The sequence below is a fragment of the Mucilaginibacter sp. P4_A11 genome (assembly GCF_056402535.1).
In genome coordinates this window covers 434,390-453,684 of record NZ_JBFUHE010000006.1, presented here as the reverse complement: position 1 = coordinate 453,684, position 19,295 = coordinate 434,390, and the positions used below count along the sequence as shown (strand labels likewise).

The 19,295-nt window shown below is 43.0% G+C and carries 14 protein-coding genes and 1 rRNA gene; 5 read left to right on the top strand and 10 right to left on the bottom strand.

Annotated features, from left to right (window positions below):
- Positions 1-69: 69 nt before the first annotated feature.
- Positions 70-181, top strand: a 5S ribosomal RNA gene (rrf, locus tag AC1DUD_RS14870).
- Between the two features lie 443 nt (positions 182-624).
- On the opposite strand, the gene AC1DUD_RS14865 is transcribed toward rrf, so the two are convergent.
- The 3 genes from AC1DUD_RS14865 to AC1DUD_RS14855 all read right to left on the bottom strand — a co-directional run bounded on the left by AC1DUD_RS14865 (position 625) and on the right by AC1DUD_RS14855 (position 3,306).
- On the bottom strand, positions 625-1,443 hold the full coding sequence (locus AC1DUD_RS14865) for a cytidylyltransferase domain-containing protein (protein WP_477375605.1): 819 nt from the start codon (positions 1,441-1,443) through the stop codon (positions 625-627).
- A 143-nt stretch (positions 1,444-1,586) separates the two neighbouring features.
- Positions 1,587-2,303: a DUF4397 domain-containing protein gene (locus AC1DUD_RS14860; protein WP_477375603.1), complete on the bottom strand. Its 717-nt coding sequence runs from the start codon at positions 2,301-2,303 to the stop codon at positions 1,587-1,589.
- Positions 2,304-2,505: 202 nt separating this feature from the next.
- Positions 2,506-3,306: an SDR family oxidoreductase gene (locus AC1DUD_RS14855; RefSeq protein ID WP_477375601.1), complete on the bottom strand. Its 801-nt coding sequence runs from the start codon at positions 3,304-3,306 to the stop codon at positions 2,506-2,508.
- Between the two features lie 147 nt (positions 3,307-3,453).
- Here AC1DUD_RS14855 and AC1DUD_RS14850 point away from each other — a divergent pair, with 147 nt between their 5' ends.
- Entirely contained in the window at positions 3,454-3,822 is a 369-nt protein-coding gene (locus tag AC1DUD_RS14850; protein ID WP_477375599.1) for a winged helix-turn-helix transcriptional regulator, read from the top strand.
- 205 nt (positions 3,823-4,027) lie between these two features.
- Here the strand turns inward: AC1DUD_RS14850 and AC1DUD_RS14845 are convergent, their stop codons facing one another.
- The 7 genes from AC1DUD_RS14845 to AC1DUD_RS14815 all read right to left on the bottom strand — a co-directional run bounded on the left by AC1DUD_RS14845 (position 4,028) and on the right by AC1DUD_RS14815 (position 13,253).
- Entirely contained in the window at positions 4,028-5,035 is a 1,008-nt protein-coding gene (locus AC1DUD_RS14845; RefSeq protein WP_477375597.1) for a hypothetical protein, read from the bottom strand.
- Positions 5,036-5,331: 296 nt separating this feature from the next.
- Positions 5,332-6,282 (bottom strand): bifunctional helix-turn-helix transcriptional regulator/GNAT family N-acetyltransferase, encoded by a 951-nt coding sequence (locus AC1DUD_RS14840; RefSeq protein WP_477375595.1) that lies wholly within the window; start codon positions 6,280-6,282, stop codon positions 5,332-5,334.
- A gap of 155 nt (positions 6,283-6,437) precedes the next feature.
- Entirely contained in the window at positions 6,438-8,993 is a 2,556-nt protein-coding gene (locus tag AC1DUD_RS14835; RefSeq protein WP_477375593.1) for a phosphocholine-specific phospholipase C, read from the bottom strand.
- Positions 8,994-9,188: 195 nt separating this feature from the next.
- Entirely contained in the window at positions 9,189-10,340 is a 1,152-nt protein-coding gene (locus AC1DUD_RS14830; RefSeq protein ID WP_477375591.1) for a TIGR03364 family FAD-dependent oxidoreductase, read from the bottom strand.
- A gap of 49 nt (positions 10,341-10,389) precedes the next feature.
- Complete coding sequence (locus tag AC1DUD_RS14825) at positions 10,390-11,733, bottom strand: DUF5690 family protein (protein ID WP_477375589.1); 1,344 nt, start codon at positions 11,731-11,733, stop codon at positions 10,390-10,392.
- A gap of 4 nt (positions 11,734-11,737) precedes the next feature.
- Entirely contained in the window at positions 11,738-12,424 is a 687-nt protein-coding gene (locus tag AC1DUD_RS14820; RefSeq protein ID WP_477375587.1) for an HAD-IA family hydrolase, read from the bottom strand.
- Positions 12,425-12,674: 250 nt separating this feature from the next.
- Positions 12,675-13,253, bottom strand: a complete 579-nt coding sequence (locus tag AC1DUD_RS14815; RefSeq protein ID WP_477375585.1) for a helix-turn-helix domain-containing protein — start codon at positions 13,251-13,253, stop codon at positions 12,675-12,677.
- Between the two features lie 300 nt (positions 13,254-13,553).
- Between AC1DUD_RS14815 and AC1DUD_RS14810 the strand changes: the two genes are divergently transcribed.
- The 3 genes from AC1DUD_RS14810 to AC1DUD_RS14800 all read left to right on the top strand — a co-directional run bounded on the left by AC1DUD_RS14810 (position 13,554) and on the right by AC1DUD_RS14800 (position 19,241).
- Positions 13,554-14,138 (top strand): phosphonate degradation HD-domain oxygenase, encoded by a 585-nt coding sequence (locus AC1DUD_RS14810; RefSeq protein WP_477375583.1) that lies wholly within the window; start codon positions 13,554-13,556, stop codon positions 14,136-14,138.
- Positions 14,139-14,316: 178 nt separating this feature from the next.
- Positions 14,317-17,613, top strand: a complete 3,297-nt coding sequence (locus tag AC1DUD_RS14805; RefSeq protein WP_477375581.1) for a SusC/RagA family TonB-linked outer membrane protein — start codon at positions 14,317-14,319, stop codon at positions 17,611-17,613.
- Between the two features lie 17 nt (positions 17,614-17,630).
- Positions 17,631-19,241, top strand: a complete 1,611-nt coding sequence (locus AC1DUD_RS14800) for a SusD/RagB family nutrient-binding outer membrane lipoprotein (protein WP_477375579.1) — start codon at positions 17,631-17,633, stop codon at positions 19,239-19,241.
- The last annotated feature ends 54 nt before the right edge of the window (positions 19,242-19,295 follow it).

Sequence of the window (19,295 nt, the reverse complement as noted above, 5' to 3'; positions counted from 1 at the left end):
TAGTTAAAAGCTATGAACCAGACAAGAACCACTCACAACTCACCCAATCAACCACTAACTATAAAATATTCAGGTGCCTATATCGGCGGTGTCTACCTCTTCCCATTCCGAACAGAGAAGTCAAGCCCGCCAGAGCCGATGGTACTGCGGTAAAACGTGGGAGAGTAGGTCGGTGCCGATCTTTATCACCTTAGATGGTGTAATAATGCAAAAGCCTTAGCTAATAACTAAGGCTTTTTGCGTTTATAATGCTTTAGCTGGACAACCACGACCTACAAATCCTCTATTTGTTTCACGCAAAGGCGCTAAGACGCAAAGCATGCCATCAATAGTAACCACTCACTATTTACTGCTCTCTACTAACCTCAATCTGCGTTAGATAGCAGCGGATACCGGCCTTGTGGCTAATGCAGGGTGCAGTATGAGCGGATACTGCCCGAGCCGCAGGCAACGCATGATGAATAAATATGTATTTGCTTCTAATTTATGATCGATTGGAGAGCTGTTTAGAAATGATTCGTCACGTCAAAAGATCCATTGCGGGTTTCGACGTTAAAAAAGTTTATTCCGTTAGCAAACCAAGGTGCTAACTAATCTCCAATCACCAAGCTCCAATCTCTCAACTCAAGCCATCGCAAATTCGGGCTTTACTTCACTCAGGTGTTTATTGTACCAGTTGGTACTGTTATAGCGGGCATTAATTTCGTAGATCTCGGGTTTTAGTTTCAGCAGGTTAAGGATATCCTGGCACGAGAAACGGTTACAAACAGGGTATAGCTCTTTGAACACGCGCTCAATAAAATAAAAATCTTCGGGGTGATCAAGCGCAAAGCGGTGCGACATGGAATAATCCAGACCGGTTTCCCATGTTATATTGCCTATATTGAAAATAAGCGGGTTTTCGTATATGTATGGCGAAGTATGCTCCAGATCATAAGGGCGACCGGCGTTTTCCCAGGCTTGTTTTAAGCAGGCCATAGACATTACCTCCACATCGTTACCATCGGGATAAGTGGCCGGATAAAGGTTGCTCACATAATCAAACTTTTGCCTGTGACTGAAAAAGTATTCCAATACTTTATCAATGATCCGCGGGTCGATCAGCGGGCAGTCGGCGGGGATTTTTACAACTACATCAGCATTGGAAAATTTAGCTGCCTGGTAATGCCTGTCCAATAAATTGATAAGGCTGCCGCGATAGCACTGAACGTTAAGGCTTTCGGCCTCCGTTGCAATAACATCGTCTTCGGCACCTTCGGAGGTGGCAATAACAATATTGGCCTGGTGCTGGATCATACTTATCCGCTCCACCATGCGCGCCAATAAACTTTTACCCAATATAGGCAGCATTACTTTACCATATAAACGACTTGATGCCATGCGGGCCGGCACTATGATCACTACACGCTCATCCATCTTTTCCGGAAATTTGAGGTTTATCAAAAAAATATTAACCGGGTTAAATGTATAATGGTAAGGTTTAAATATGGCGAAGTTTATATTATGAAATTGTTAACCAGTATGGGAATCTATAAAAAATAAAACCCGGCACACGGGCCGGGTCTTACAACATAGGTATAGGTTATTTAATAATAGAAAACGTTGGTTTGAATGTCGGCGCTTAGTTTCTTAAAGTCGGTAGCTGCTGCAATGCCCTGTAACCATACCGTATATACCGAACCTGCACGAAGGTTAACATTAGTAAGGCTGGCCAATACGGTAGTAGTACCTTTTCGGCGGATATTAAGTGTATAAGTAGTGCCACCCTTGATGGTCACGAAATCTGACACTTGCTTGTATGCCTTGTTTGATGCCAGAACACTGTCTTTTGAAGTGACCAGGTCAACAACACCTGCATCGGCGCTTAAGTTTGCCAAACGGATACTCGCCATCCCTGTAGCCGGCTGAAAGATAGAATCGGCAACGAAAATTACGTCGCGTTTGCCTGCGGTGTTGGCAAGATATACTGAATAAAGTTTTTTGGCTGTAAGGTCGATAGTATCGGCGGCTAATTTCTGCTTTGTGCCGGATACATAAAAGGTAGCTGTTCTTTTGCCGGGGTAAGCATTAATGTAATCTATACCATGACCGTAACGGATGGGGAAAGTATTAGCCCTGTTAGGTTCCAGGTAAAAATCAACGGGATCAGAATCTGGCGAGGCGTTAATAACCGAAACAAGCGCTACCGGCGGCTGTACGTAGTTGTTATGATCTTTTAAACAGGAACTGAGTGTTGCTGCCAGCAAACACACCATCCCGATAATGCCTGCCCGCCTTGTTAATTTTTGCTGAACTGTTTTCATAAAATAAAATATTGGTTATAAACTGATATTTTAACTTTACGTAATCAGCAGGCATTACGCTACTTGGGGTTGTAAATTTAACCCCGGGTGTGATTTAACTTAAGTACGTTCGGGTTTTTGTTTTAGTATCTAAAGCATACCGGTTTCAATTGTAAAAAAATAGCGGATAAATGTTATCCGCTATCATAATCACTGATGGAGCTTATATTATAGGAATAGTACCCCCATCAATAGTAAATTCGCCGCCGTTTAAGTAAGCTGCCCTGTCTGATACCAGGAATGCTACCAATTCGGCAACTTCTTCAGGCTCGGCTGGGCGGCCCATAGGGATGCCTCCCAGCGAATCCATAATGATTTTCAGCGCCGCCGCTTTATCGCCGCCGTTTTGAGATGCGAGGTTGTCGATCATGCCTTGCGCGCCACCGGTGTTGATAAATCCGGGTGCTACCGAGTTAACGCGTATGCCTTTTGGGGCAAGCTCTTTAGAGATTCCTTTACTGTAATTACTCAACGCCGCTTTTGCGGCAGCATAGGGCAGCGTGGCTTCAAAAAGCGGCATTTTACGCTGGATTGATGAAATATGCAGGATGACACCCTGTTTCTGATTGAGCATGGTTGGCAGCAAGCCCCTGTCTAAACGAACCGCTGCCAACAAATTGGTTTGTAGAGCAGCTTCCCAATCTTCATCGCTTAACATCATGACCCCGCCGGCAGGTGATTCAGAACCACCAAGGTTATTGATCAGGATATCGATGCCGCCTAAACGATCAAGAGTTTCTTTTACTACCTTATCAGTCCCTGCTTTGGTGCTGAGGTCGGCCTGGATGAAGTGTTTGGGATCAAGATCTACCGGTTGGGTGCGGGCAGTAGTTACAATGCTGGCCCCACCTTTAAGCAGGCGTTCAAAAATGGCTTTGCCTGCGCCTTTAGTACCTGCCGTAACCAGGATCTTTTTACCTTGAAACTCGTTTGTGTCGATATTGAAATTTGCTTTTGCAATCATTTTGTGTCGATTTTTGTTTGTATGTTGATGCAAAGTTGGTGAAGTATCAGGGGCAGGTCAAGTACGGAAAAATGATTCAATACGGATAAATTTATCCCTGTAGATTCGGAAATTTGCAGTTTAAATAATACCGAAAACGGAATTATTATGTACGAAAGGAAATTACCGATACAAGAGGAATGCGGACTTGATCTGATACGTGAAGTGGTATTTGGCAAATGGAAGATCCATCTGTTATACTACATATCGCAAGGCATCAGCAGGCCCGGGCAGCTACAGAAAAACATTCCTGAAGCATCCCGCCGGGTTTTAAACATCCAGCTAAAGCAACTGGAAGATGACGAATTGGTTGCCAAGACCGTATATGATCAGCAACCGCCCAAAGTGGAGTATTACTTAACAGAGTTGGGCAAATCTATAATGCCTATCATAAATGAGCTGGGCCAATGGGGAGATAATAACAGCGAACACCTGCGCCGGGTAATTAAAAAGCGATTGATATTGCCGGAGGTGTAACACCTTAACCACGATAAAAAGGACCGCCTGTTAATGTAAATAACAGCCGGTTTTTTTATCCAGACTTACGAAGTTTTTAAAACTTCGTAAGTCTTCAATAGTTTTATCCACCGGTTGTTTAATAATAAAGCATGAGGCACCAGCAAACAAAAAAAGGCGAAAAGTAACAAAACCTTTCGCCTTTTTTCTTTAACCTTTCCCCTATCTATTGATTACAGATCGTTTTTAATGTTTGATGATAATCAGGATTTAGCGGTTCATTGGTTTGAGCCAGGCGCTGCGAACCTACATTGGCCGGACAGGCAATGCCATTAGGCCCGTCATAAACCAAACCGGATTTTGTGCTGAGGAGCTCTTTCGGTACGTAGATCTGTACCGTGGTTTTTGAATAGCTATGCGGATAAAACCGGATGTAATATCCATCTGGATGTAATGACCATATGCCTGATGGTACCGCCGGATCAGGCGCCGGAGCCAAACCGGCTAACATGGCATACTTTTCCATCTCTTCGTAAGATGAATTACCAGAGGCAGCTAATCGGCGGATATTGTTTTCAGCCTCAAAAACACTTTGAACCGCAGGCGGCAATTGGCTTTTGGCTTTATCCATTACACTGGCGGGCAATACACCCAGCGCACCGCCTTCCAGCATTAACAGTTCATTAGCTGATAGCAGCCTGGTTGCGGTAAGCTTAATATCGGCCCCCATATCAACAAACCTGGTGCGTGCAATAATCGACCATAATAATATCTGGATGCTATGCTGGTCAACCTCGGGATGAGTTTCAGCATGTTTTAATATCAGTATTACCACATCACGCTTTGGCCCCAGCACCGGGGCAAGCATATACCCGTCGCCTGTACTGGGGCCACGGGTACCCGCATGCAGACAATAGCTTTTGCTGGTCATTTCATAAAAACCGGCGCAAAGCTTAAATCCGCCCCCGGGTGCTTTTGGCAAAAGGTATAAAGGCTCGGCCACCTGCCCTTCCATAAACGATGGCGGTTTGGAGCCTGTTTTGTTAACGTCATTAAAACTGGTGGTAATGGCCTGCGGCTGTTTTAGCAATTTATTAAGGCTGCCGCCCGATACCATATCGGTTCCTTTATCCAATATGGCTTTCCCAAAACCGCCAAACTGAGCTTGTACAGCAGTGCTGCAAAATAGGCAGATACCCAGGCAAATGATAAGATGTTTTTTGATGTTTTTCATAAAAAAAATAGGTATGTTAGTGTAGGGAGCAGGAGTTTTTTGTGCTTCATATGGATATAATGTTTAAGTTTCAATTGCAATAAACAAAAAAAGGCACTAACTGTTTTTTGATTTTATTCACAATTGTTATACAATAGTTAATATATCTATTGATGGGGGCAATAATGTAGTGCCTTGTAGTATAAAACAATGGGGTTCGCTTTCAAATCTATATGTCGCTATTGGAGGCCTCTGACTTAGGATGACTTCAGATAGCATAGATAGCTATTCGGACAGCATTTTTAGTTGGCCAGTTGTTACAACGCAAGCTCCATTTGGATATTGGCGCGTTCATACGGCGAAGGTCTGCCTGCTACCTTAGTAAAGCCCAGTTTATGATACAGGCTGATAGCCGGCTTTAGGATGGTGTTACTCTCCAGGTACAACTTGTGGCCGCCAAGCGCTTTTGCTTTTTCAATAATGGCCTGCCCTAATAAAAAGCCTATATTTTTCCCCTGTGCCTTTGGCGAAACCGCCATTTTTGCCAGCTCGTAGTCATAATCGGGGTCGTCCATTTTTAATAGTGCACAAACACCAACCGGCTCATCGTTATAAAGGGCAACCAATATAAGTCCTCCATTGTCGATGATATAACTATCCGCATTATCAAGGGCTCTGTAATCGGCTTCTTCCATTTTAAAGTATTTGGAGATCCACTCTTCATTTAATGCTTTAAAGGCCGCGTTATAGCGTGGCTCATAAGGTACTATCTGTACTTTATTACTCTCCCGTATCTTCTGGTGTTCCTGTACCCTGCGCAACAATGATTTTTGTTCCAGCAGATATTCCCATTCTTCAATGGCTTTCCACAGGTCATGGTTTGCCTGCGCCAGGATTTCTTCTACAGCATTAGTAACATCAGCGTACTGATCCTTGATCTTAACAGCCGCATCAAGTCCTTTAGCCGAAAGACTTACCATGTTTCGGCGCCCGTCCGTTTTATCCTTTTTTTCAATAACAAATCCATTCTTTACCATTTCGGCAATGATCTTACTTACAGAAGGGTGCGAGTGGCCAATCTCCCTGGCAATTGAGGTGATGGTAAATTCACCGCCATCCTGTAATACATAAAAAACAGGAAACCATTTTGGCTGAAGATCAATCTGGTATAAATTGTAGATCCTTGCTGCGTCTTCCCCAACGGTTTCGGTCAGCATCCTGAGGCGGCTGCCTATAGCCATTTTTCCTACTTTATTAAAGAAATCCATATTTTGTGTAATTAATTATGTAACTGATTACTCAAATATATAATGTTGTTTCTAAAACCACAAGTGGCTCAATGTCATGTTCAATTCATAAAACAAATGCAGAGAAAAAAAGCCGGACTGGATAGCCCGGCTTTCGCATGAAGTTGTGTTAAATATTATGCTAATACTTTCCCCATTAAAGGATCGCTGAAGCTTGATTTGCCTGTTTCCACGCGGCCTGCGAAACGTTTCGCAAATTTCTCAAAACCATCAACCTTCGTACTGAAATCATACCAGCCATGGGTTTTGCTTAAGTTTAATGCTACAGTGGTACTGGCGCCTGCTTTTACAGAAACTTTATGATCAGCGGTTTTGTAACCGTGATCAGCTACTGTTATGGTTTGTGCTTTGCTGGTATGGTTGGTTAATTTTAACACGATATTACCTGTTAGCTTACCGGCAACCTGCTCATATTCGCAGGCAGTATCAACCAGCGGATCGGCGGCGTTACCCTGGTATTCGCGGAAGAAGCCGTTAGGGCCATAGGTACGTAAATGGTATTCGCTGTTTTCAAACTCATGCAGCGGCCATACATCGGCAAGTGTGTCTCCGGCTTTAACTGTATAGGCCCAGGTACGGAGGTCTTCCATTTTCTGCGGATCATTCATTGTTGTGTATTTGCCTGGAGCATATACGTTAAACGGCGAGCCCAATGCTTTTGCACCAAAGGTCTTGTTACTTGCAGTAAATTTGATCTCGAACGATTTTTTATCTGCACTCAGTTTACCATCTGCATATAATTGGTAAGGGAGGGCCGATGATGGTTTGATCCCTTTTTCCTGCTGAGGCATGTACGGTGACGAACGCGGATCTTTATTGATCTGCGCAATTTCATCGGCAGTAAGCAGCTTATAGTCGGAAGGGAGTTTTTTGAATTGCGCTTTGTGTATGCTTTCTAAAAATGCTTCCCTTGCAACAAATTCCGGATTTTCGATCTTTTCACCATTGTACGGGCGGAAAACGCTTGAAAGGTCACCGCAAACGGTACGGCGCCATTCGCTGATATTTGGTTCGGTTACTTTTTGGCCGGTTTTGCGGCTTAAAAAGTTCTCTAAAAATTGCAGGGTTGAAGTATGGTCAAACACCTCGGAGTTCACCCAGCCACCCCGGCTCCAAGGTGAAGCAATTACCAAGGGAACACGGAAACCTAAACCTATCGAGCTTTCGCGATCGAATACTTCGGGAAAGTTTTTGCGGGCCTTTTCTTGTTCTAAAGTAACAAACTCAACGCTTGGATCAATTCCTTCAGATACCTTACCTGTACCTGGTTTATGCGGGTTTGGTGCAGTGAAAGGAGGGATGTGGTCAAAGTAACCATCATTTTCATCATAAGCTAAAATGAAAACTGTCTTTTTCCAAATGTCCGGATTTTGTGTCAGGATGTCCAATACTTCGGATACATACCAGGCACCATACCAGGCCGAACTTGGGTGATCGGAGAAATGTTCAGGGGCCGATAACCAACTCACGGTTGGTAACTGACCGCCTTTTACATCGGCACGGAACTGGTGCAGCACATCACCTTTAGGTACCAATACTTCGCGGTCGGTGCCATCATCATTATATTTCAGCGGACTTAAAGTACGGTAATGCGGATCATTGGTATTGGTTACAAAACCTTTTTGGTGCAGGTTTTTTTCGCGTTGCGAAAGGCTGGCAAATTTACCCGGATCAAGGCTTGCCATGTCCTTTTTGGTATTTTCCAGGTCGCGCTGCTTTTGTTTAAGCTGTTTTTGCAGATGGTCTATGTGTGCATCGCCGGCAGGCAAAGCGGCAATTTGTTTTTCTACAGCAGCAATTTCATCAGGCAAAATGGTTGATTTTTTTTGCAGATGAGCGATATGCTTGTCGTACAGTTTAATGTTATACTGGCCGAAGAACTCGAGCGGATTATCCTGGAAATTGGATAGCCACGGATCTTCTTCGCCCTGTAAGCCGGTATCAATGGCAATTTCGTTCTGGTAATGTTTCCATGATATGTTATGGTCTTCCAAACGCTCGGGGAACGTTGCCCAGTTCAGGGTACCGTAATCCATGTCATCGTTCCAAACATGAGCTAATGAGTTTTCATGCTGCTCGGCGCGGATGGTACCGCTCCAGAAATATAGCCTGTTTGGATTGGTGCCTGTCAGGGATGAACAAAAATTCTGATCGCAAACGGTAAAGGCATCAGCTAAAGCATAGTAAAATGGAATATCCTCACGGTTATGGAAACCCATAGTCAAAGGCATGTTTGAGTATTCCTTAATGCTGTTGCGTTTAACATTAAGCCATTGATCAAACTTGCCATCGTTACGGGCATTAACCTGGTTGCCCCATGAATGCGGCAATGAGCTCATCCATGTTGCTTTGGTGTTTTTGATATCAAGGTGGAATGGTGCGTAGGTTTCGCCTTTTTTGTTTGATTGCAGCCAAACCTTGTTTTTGTTCGGCAGATCAATAGCACGTGGATCGTTATAACCACGTACCCCTTTCAGCATGCCATAAGTATGGTCAAATGAGCGATTTTCCTGCATCAGGATCACAATGTGCTCGGCATCGAGGTAAGTGCTGCCCGGTGCCGGGTTAATGGCCATTGCTTTTTGTATAGATTGGGGTAAAACGCTGGCGAGACCGGCCGCTCCGGTTAGTAAGGCTGCTTTTTTAAGAAAATCTCTCCTTGAATCAGACATGTTTATTTGAGGTATATTTTAGTTTTTTAAAAAAACGTGATTGCGAGGTACGAAGCAATCCCCAACAGGCAGAGAGGCTGTGCAAGCCCGTCCTGTAAAGTAGGGGATTGCTTCGTGCCTCGCAATGACGTTGGAGGAATATATCATTGTATTAAATTAAAACAGCTTGATGACTATAAATTAATCTATGAACCATCAACCATTAACTATCCCGTCTTTCCGCTGCGCAATAACCTGTTCACATAAGCCAAATGATAATGTCATGCCATTACCGCCAAGGCCATTAATGAGCGTTACACCGGGCTCAATATCTACTACCAGTTCGGATGCACCGTTGGTCATTTTAGGGTAGATGCCGTGCCATGACTGCAGCATTTTCCAGTCTTTAAAATTGGCGAATGTATGTAAGTATTCGATTATTAAATTATTAATAAATTCCTTATCGAAGGGATCATGAACCAAGCCATATTCGTGCGAATCGCCAATAGTAAGTTCGCCGCTGCCGTTTTGCGATGCCATAACATGAATGCCCCATTTGAGGTGCGTTGCATATTGCTCTTCATAACGTTTACGTAAAGCAGGTAATGATGCTGCGGCCTGGAAACCCGGGTAATGAATCATAGATAAACCGCCGCATAATGATGGGCCAATCCGCCATTCATCAGGCTGGGTAACCAAACGCATCATTTGCAGTTTGCATTTGGTGATCTGTGTTTGAGCAAACAGTTCAGGGTACAGGGTTTCAAAATCAGCACCGCTGCAAACATAGATCTCGTCGGCTTCCCAGCTTTGGGTACCTGAACTAACTTTTGGGTATTCTATGCGACTGATAGCCGTGTTCCAGTGAAACTCCACGCCAAATTTTTCGGCAAGATAAGCGGCTACCTGGCCTATTGCCACGCGCGATTCAACAATCATTTCCTCGCCGCTCCACAATGCACCTTTTAAGCCAACGGTATTAATGGCCGGTGATTTTGAAAGGGCTTCGGCTGGAGTCAACACAGTGCAATCGCGGTGTTGTTTGTTTACATCAACATATTCTTCTATCACCTGTAGTTCATCATCATGATAGGCAAGGTGTAGTGAACCTACTTCATTATGCCAGATGTTAGCTTCGGTACAAACTGTTTTCCAGATGCTTTTTGAAAGCATGGCGCGCTCAAACATTGGCCCGGTAGCCTGGCCTATAGGCCACACCATGCCAAAATTACGGATGGAAGCGCCTACTGCACGTTCGTTACGCTCAAACACGGTCACCTTATAGCCGCGAACAGCTAAAGCGCGAGCCGTAGCCAAACCTACTATACCTGCGCCTATAATTATAACACTTTTGTTATTTTCGCTCATTATATTATTCATTAGGTCATTGTTCATTCGTCATATTTTGACGTTGAACTCATGACTGCGGACTTATTGTCTGAAAATTTATCTGATCCCGGCTGCTTTCATCTTCACTCAACTTTTTTTTATCGCGTGCTGCACTTTGCAAAAAGTAAATAAGTGATAGTGCAGCGCAAATAGCGCCCACGAGGGCTACTATCATTACGCCCTCCTGAAAAAATGTCCCCCAGCTTATTGATGGCCGGCCCAGTTCCTTTACCAGTAAAACACTTACGCTGCCCAGGTAACCCATCGAATCGGCAATGTACATGATAAAGCCAACGTTACTTTTATAATGGAACGATGCTATCATCCGTTCAAAAAATATAGCATTGTAGGGTACATAGCCCATATACAGGCCAAGGCCTACGCAAGTCATCCATGAGGTTGGCCCCATCATTTTAAGGGTAAACATAATAGTTGATATGCCTACCAGTACGCAGCCGCTAATGATCATTAAGTGAATGATGCTAAAGGCGCGCAGGTTTTTACGTACCAGGATCAGCAGGCTCATAGCAACAAGCACCACCAGCGAAATTTTAATATCAGTAGTGGTGAAAATACTGTTATCCCTAATGCCCAGGCTGGCCCAAATCTCAACCTCAAAATTATCGCGTACATCACGCATAATGGTGAGCAGCACGTAAACGATGAGGGTAAGGATAATGCCTGGTAAAAAACGGATAACGAATTGCTTACGCTCGGTGGCATTCATCGGAGTGCGTTCCGAACGCAACTGTTTATCTTCGGCAGTAGGTGCGGGAATGAGCTCCATACAACCCACAAAAAATAGCAGCGGCAATGCAAATACAGCCCCCGTTAAAAAAGGCATGTAATATTCATTTACATGAAAGCTGCTTATTAAAGTACGCCCGATTGTTTTTACAAAACCGGAGGCAAAGATGAGGCTGATGGACAATACAGATGCCATGAACTCGGTTGAGCGCCTGCCTTCCAGATAACCGAAAACCAAGCCCCAGATAAGCCCAAGTGGGAAACCGTTAAAAAAAAGGAAGGCGATGTTCCACGGTGCAGGTACAAAGGCGAAGGCGAGCAGGGCGGCCCAGGCAATACCGATCAGCACTAAAATATAGCGTGCCCGTGTTTTGCTGTTTACTTCGGCTATAAATTTGATGCCGTAAAATTTGCTGCTCATATAGCCGATGACCTGGGCTATAACCAACCAAACCTTATAATCAACGTGAAAATATTCGTGACCTGTGAAAGTTGCCGCCGCAAAAGCCTTACGAAAAGCATACATGGATGTATACGTTCCGAAGGCCGAAACCGCTGCCAAAACTGAAATCAGTGCATAAGGCCATTGGGCTACTTTTGCACGTAAACTTTCAATCAGCCTCATTTACTTATTGATTTATGATGTCAACTACCTGTGCAATATCGTCAATAATATGGGTAGGATTATAGGTTTCCAGCTCGGCGCGGGTGAAAATTCCTGTAGTTACGCCTATGGAATATTTGCAGCCGGTGTTTTGTCCTTCGCGTACGTCAACCTCGGTATCGCCTACTTTGGCAACTTCCTGTGGATCAATAATGCCGGCTTCCTGCATCATTTTCTGGATCATGAAAGGATGTGGGCGGCCAAGTTCTACCTCGTCTGAGCCCACAACGTAATCGATCAGGCCTTTCTCCTGCCATTGCAGGCGGGTTACAATAGTATCGGCAATATCGCGCGAAAAGCCGGTATTGATACCCACTTTCACGCCTTGCTCATGCAGTTTGGCAAATGTTTCTTCTACGTTTGGCAGCGGTTCAATGCCCGGCTCAAACTGGTAAAAGTTGATCATTTGCTGTACAAATTCTTTATGTATGGTAGTTACCAATTCGTCGGTAATGACTGACTGATCGGCCTCATGTTCGGCAAGCATTTTACGGATGGCGAGGGTTTTCTCATAACCCATCAACGGATCTATTTTCTCCAGTTCAACTTCGTAACCAGACTTTTGCATAGCAGCTCTGAAAGCCTTACTAACCTCATGATCGTCTTTAACCGTGGTGCCGGCTATATCAAATACTACCAATTTTATGCTCATAATAACAAATATAATTGTTTAGCAATACTAAACTTTTTTTATTAAAATTAAACTAAATTAGTGTTAAGGTTTGGTTAACGTGGTTGAGTGTTAGTTAAGTGGTTGATTGAGTTGATTAGGTCAGTAGTTGGTTTAGCTTATCAAAGTGAGTAGTTGATTGAGTGAATGGTTCTGAAGGTCGGTGAACCAATATCTTTGATGAACGCCTAAAGGATAAACACAACCATTCACTCAATCAACCACTTACCAATCACTTCTTCTCTTCAAAAAAATAGATCACCAGCATGCTGGCCTTGGTATCGCCCATGTTTTTTGGAGTATGGGAGATGCGCCCGTCAAAGAGCATACTATCACCCTGGTTAAGGATGATGGTATCATCATTAAACTGGTAGGCTATCTGGCCCGATAATATATATTTATATTCAAAGGCTTCGGTTTCCACAAGCGGGCGGGTGGCATCGGGTTCAAGTTCGAGTATTACAATATCAACGGTGCTCTTACTTATAGATTGTGTAAAGATGCGCTGATAATGAAAGCCATCGGCGTGTTCTTTTTCAAAGTGATCGTATTCTTGTTTGCGCTTTACTAAAACAGGCGGGTGGTCACTTTTTGAACGCATGTCTTTAAAAAACTCGTTCAGGTCTATCTCCAGTGCTTTAATAATGTCTATCAGTACAATGAGCGATGGGATGGTGCGGCTGTTTTCAATTTGTGATATCAGGCCTTTGCTTACGTTGGCCCTTATGGCAAGTTCCTGTACGGTTATGTTTTTTTCGCGGCGGCGTTCTTTTATCCGGTTACTGATCTGTATCAGTATATCTTCTTCCATTTATAGCAGGTTATTTGGTGCGCAAAGTAGTTAATCAGGCCATTTATCCAAAATGATTTTTTTGTTACGCTTTATAACGTCATGGTTTTTAAAGCTAACGGATGCTTACATAGTATTGTTGCATTTGGTTATGTTTCACAAACAATATAAGTTTAGGAAGTACTTATCTTTAAATAATAAGAACAAGCTCGTCATAATAAAATTTAATGTTAAGAATTGGTGCTGACTGATATATTTCACGAACATTTAATAATTACCTAACCTGTATATTGTTTATTTGCACCTAAAAAATTTAATAACATGGCACCATCCCAATATAATCCGAAAGCGGTAGTTGATGAAGTATTTTCATTATATGAAAAATTTGGCGACGCCGATTATATAGGGGAGCCTGTTTCACAACTGGAACACATGTCGCAGGCAGCGGCCCTGGCCGAGGCTGAAGGTTATGATGATGAAGTAGTACTTGCCGCATTTTTTCATGACATTGGCCATCTTTGTGCCGATGCCGAAGAAGCTGGCAGTATGGATGGGATGGGCAATGTTGACCATGAGCGTCTTGGTGCCGACTATCTGCTGGAACGTGGATTTTCTGAAAGGGTTGCCAACCTGGTGCAAGGCCATGTAATTGCTAAAAGATATCTTACCTATAAATACCCCGAATATTATAACCGCCTGTCTGATGCCAGCAAAGCTACCCTTGAGTTTCAGGGGGGAGTGATGACTACCGAAGAGGCTGCCGAATTTGAATTGAACCAGGACGCAGAACTTATTATCAGGTTGCGCTACTGGGACGATATGGCCAAGGAAATGCATGTACCTGTAAATAATGTTGATCATTTAAAAGCCATTGCCCTTGCGCACCTGCAAGTGGTAAATGAGTAAACGTCATGTTAAGTTTTTGTGATTAATTTATAATCTGTCTGTTATAAAAATTGCCTGCTTAACACAGGGTGAACATCAAGTTAAGTATAGCTTAATACTAAATTGGTTTACTAATAATAAACAAAGTTTAGTATTGCTGTATGAAGAACTTAACTATTTCACCCTTAAATTTTAGCAGATGAACAAGATTTACCAGAGATTAAAAACCGTAATAACGGTTTTGTTATTTTGCGTAGCTCCATCTATTTTATTCGGACAAACCAAAATAAACGGTACTGTTACCGATGACAAACACTTGCCACTGCCAGGCGTAAGTGTAAGAATTAAAGATCAAAACAAAGGCACCGTTACTGATATTGACGGTCATTACAGTATTACTGCAAATGCAGGTCAAACACTTGTTTACTCGTTTGTAGGTTATGCCCCGGTTTATGTAGTGGTTGATAACAAAACAACCATAAACGTAAGCCTTATTGGTGATAGCAGGGCCCTGAACGAGGTTGTTGTAACTGCCTTGGGTGTTAAGAAAGAAACACGCCGTATCGGTTATTCAACTCAATCAGTAAGCGGAGCTGACGTTACTACAGCCCGTGACCCTAACCCTATTACCGGTTTAACAGGTAAAGTTGCAGGTTTATCGGTAGGCCCTTCGGCCGAGTTATTGGGTAACCCTTCTGTATTGATCAGGGGTAACGCGGTTTCATTATACGTAGTGGATGGTTTCCCTATTAACACTGATACCTATAATATCAGCCCCGATGATATTGAAACTTACACTGTATTAAAAGGCCCATCGGCTGCGGCGCTTTACGGTAGCCGTGCACAAAACGGTGCTATTTTGATCACCACCAAAAAAGGTGAGAAAAACAAAAAAGGTTTAACTGTTGATATAAACAGCAGTACGGTAATGAATACCGGCTTCCTTGCTTTCCCACGTACACAAAACACATTTGGCCCGGGCGAAAACACTTTTTACACATTTGTTGATGGTAAAGGTGGTGCACCAGGTGGTGTAGATAGTGATTATGACGTTTGGGGACCTTATTTTGCAGGTCAGCTGATCCCTCAGTATGACAGCCCTGTTGTTAATGGCGTTCGCCAGGGTACTCCATGGGTTGCGCGTGGTAAAGACAACCTGAAAAACTTTTTGAAAACCGGTTACCAAACCAACAACAACATTTCATTAGGTTCTGTTGGCGATACTTATGTAACCCGCTTTTCGGTTTCACAGCAACATCAAACCAGCTATATCCCTTCTCAATATCTTGATATAGCCAACGCTAACTTTTACGCTCAGTTCACCCCTACAAAACGTTGGAAATTTGAAGCAAACGTTGATTTCAACAGGCAATCAACTGATAACTTTCCAGACGTTCAGTACGGCCCTAACAGTATTATCTATAACATCGCTGTTTGGACAGGTGCCGACTGGAATATCAATGCACCAGATATCAAAGCTATCTGGCAGCCAGGTAAAGAAGGCGTACAATCAGTATTTGCTGAGTACACCCGTTATCATAACCCTTACCTGTTAACTGAAAAATGGACCCGCGGTCATTACAAAAATGATGTTTACGGTTACTTGTCTGGAAACTTCAAGATCAACGATAACTTAAACGTTACTTTACGTTCGCAAATTGATACCTATAATATCCTGCGTACTGAGGACCTGCCATTTTCGGCCCACCCTTATGGTCGTGAAGGTAACCAGGGGGATTACCGCGAAGACCGCCGTAACCTTTTTGATAACAACACCGAGTTATTTGTTAACTACAACTATACTATCAAAAACTTCGTGAACTTATCAGGTTTAGTTGGTTCAAACCTGCGTAGCTTTAACTACAACTCAAGCTGGACATCAACAGATTATTTGAACGTGCCTGAAGTTTATGCTTTCAGCAACTCAAAAAATGCTGTACAGTCAACCAACTTCTCATCAGCAGAACGTGTACTGAGCGGTTACTACTCAATTGATGCTACATTTGGTAAATATGCTACCTTATCAAGCACCGGCCGTATCGATAAATCATCGGCTTTCCAAAACGTTACTACTTATTATTATCCAAGTTTATCGGCAGCAACGGTAATCTCTGATTATGTTAAACTGCCAGAGGTTATTTCATTCTTGAAAGCAAGGGCATCTTACTCAACAGTAAAAGCTGATGCTTCAAGCTCAACAATTGGCCCTGCACCTTTTAACGCGATTTCGGTTTACGGCGGTTCAACAACTACCAGCAACCCTAATTCAAACCCTTTATTCTTAAATCCGCTTGGTTACGGTAGTACTTACAATTCACCTTACAACGGTCCAAGCTATCAGCTTAATCCGTTCTACCTAACCAGCAAACCATATAACAGCCAGCCTGCAGCTTCTGCATCTGACTTTTTATACCAAAACAACATCAAAACCTCAACCCGTGTTAACTACGAGGAAGGTTTCGATATCAAATTCCTGCAAAATCGTTTAGGTTTATCGGCAACAACGTTCCAATACATCGATGGTCCGCAGATTTTGGCTAACTCTATATCAACCGCTACCGGTTATACTACCTTATACCTGAACGCTTTAAAAACAAAGAAAACAGGTTACGAGTTTTCATTGGAAGGTACCCCGATCAAAAACCTTGGCGGCTTTGGCTGGAATGTTTTGGTTAACGTATCAACCTTTAAAGACGTTTATGAAGAACTGCCTCCAGGTCAGGATTCTTACCAAACCTTCTTCAAGAAAGGCGATCGTACCGATAAACTATATGGTACTGCTTTTGCCAGAACACCACAAGGTCAAATTATCAATGATGCTGCCGGCAAACCGTTAGCCTTACCGGTTCCTCAGTATTTAGGTAACGAAAATGCTAAATACTCATGGAGCTTTGCCAACAAACTGCATTATAAAAACTTTAATCTGGGTTTCCAGTTTGATGGCTCTGTTGGTGGTGTGATCATCGATTACATGCACAACAAAACCATGCGTGGTGGTTCAAATATTGAAACTGCTACAGGCGCTTTGGGTGATGCCCGCTATAAAGACTGGCAAAACTTTGGTAAAAAAGGTTACAACGGTAGCTACGTAGGCGAAGGCGTAACTGTATCAAACGGCGCAGCTATTAACTATGACCCTGCAACCGGTAAAATTATCAACTACGGTGCTTTGCAATATGCTCCTAATAAGCAAACAGCCCTGGTTCAGGATTATGTGAGTAAATATTACAATGTTGATGAGTCAAACCTCATGAGCAAAACCTTCTCAAAACTTCGTGAAGTAAGCCTTGGTTATGATTTCCCTAAAGCATGGCTTGATAAATCATTCATCAAAAAGGCATCGGTATCAGTTTATGGCCGTAACCTTTTATACTTCTACGGAGACAAACGCTTCAAGGATGTGGATTTAGATCAGTATAACTACGCTACTTCTTCAACTGTATTGCAGTCGCCTACAGTACGTAGCTATGGTTTTAACTTAAATGTATCATTCTAATAAAACATACGATGATTATGAAAAAGATATTTAGAATTTTAATACTGCCGGCGTTTGCTTTGCTAACAGTATCCGGATGTAAGAAGAGTTTTGAGGACCTTACCAAAAATAATAATGTGCCAAGTGTAGTACCTGCATCATTATTATTCAACGGTATCCTTAACAAAATGGCCGATCTGCCGCAATCAGAAAACGAGATCTATGGTCAGTACTACCTTTATAACTATGACTACTATGGCAACAACCGTTACGATGATTTTGCTAATGGCGGCGACAATTATTACAATACATTAAAAAACGTAGTAGCAATGGAACAGCGCGCTGCGGCAACCGGTGGTGCAGCAGTAAATCCTTACGAAGCTTTGGGTAAATTTTTCAGGGCCTACTTCTTCAGCAAAATGAGCCTGGAAGAAGGTGATATCCCAATGACCGACGCGCTAAAAGGTTTGGATAACCTTACTCCAAAATATGATGCACAGAAAGATGTGATGGTACAGTGTTTGGCATGGCTTGAGGCAGCCAATACCGATATGACTGCACTGATTGCCAATCCGAATGCAGGTGGTACAGGTGTTGGTGCCGCTTTATCAAATGATATTTATTTTGGTAACGATCTTGCAAAATGGCAAAAAACGGTAAATACCTTCCATATCAGGTTATTGCTTGAGTTAAGCAAGAAGACTGCCGATATTGATGTAAAAGGGCAATTCGCTGCTATAATTGGTAACCCGGCTAAATACCCTATCATGGCAAGCTCTGATGATAACCTGCAATATAAATTTGTAGCGCCAAGCAACTACTATCCTCAAAACCCTGATAACTTCGGCCAAAACGGTTCAAGGCAAAATTCATCAGCAACTTACGTTGGTTTGCTTACCAACTTAAAAGATCCAAGGGTTTTTGTAACTGCTGAGCCTTCACGTTACCTGGTTGATACTTTGAAACAAAGTCCGACAAGTTTTGATTCATTTGTTGGTGCCGATCCGGGCCTTGACCTTGGTGTGATGTACAACAACGCAACTTTACAGCGTTATTCGTTCATCAACCGTAAACATTTTTACTCAACCTATATCGGCGAACCAAGCATCCAGATCGGATACCCTGAACTGATGTTTAACATTGCCGAAGGTATTAACCGCGGTTGGGCTTCAGGTAATGCCGAAACTTATTATGTTAACGGTATCCAGGCATCGTACCAATATTACGGTATCCCAACAGCTGCAGGTGCAAGCATATTCTCTGCTTACTTTTACAGGCCAGGTGCAACAAAAGGCCCTGCCGATCAGTCAAGTTATGATGTGTTCCCGGTTACTGTAAACTGGACCACATATTATGCACAACCAACTGTAAAATACGCCGATGGTACAACCGGCCTTACCCAAATATTGCAGCAAAAATATCTTGCGATGTTCCGCCATTCAGGTTTAGAGGCTTACTTTAACTATCGCCGTACCGGTGTTCCAACCTTTACTACCGGTCCGGGTACAGGTAATAGCAGCCGTATCCCTAAACGCTTTGAATATCCTCAATCTGAGCGTACCGTTAATGCTACAAATTATAAAGCGGCATTAACAAGCCAGTTCGGTGGCAGTGATGACATTAACGCTACTATGTGGTTGCTTAAATAACATCTGATTATACGTTTTAATTAATCTACATAAAGGCCCCGCTACTCAGGGGCC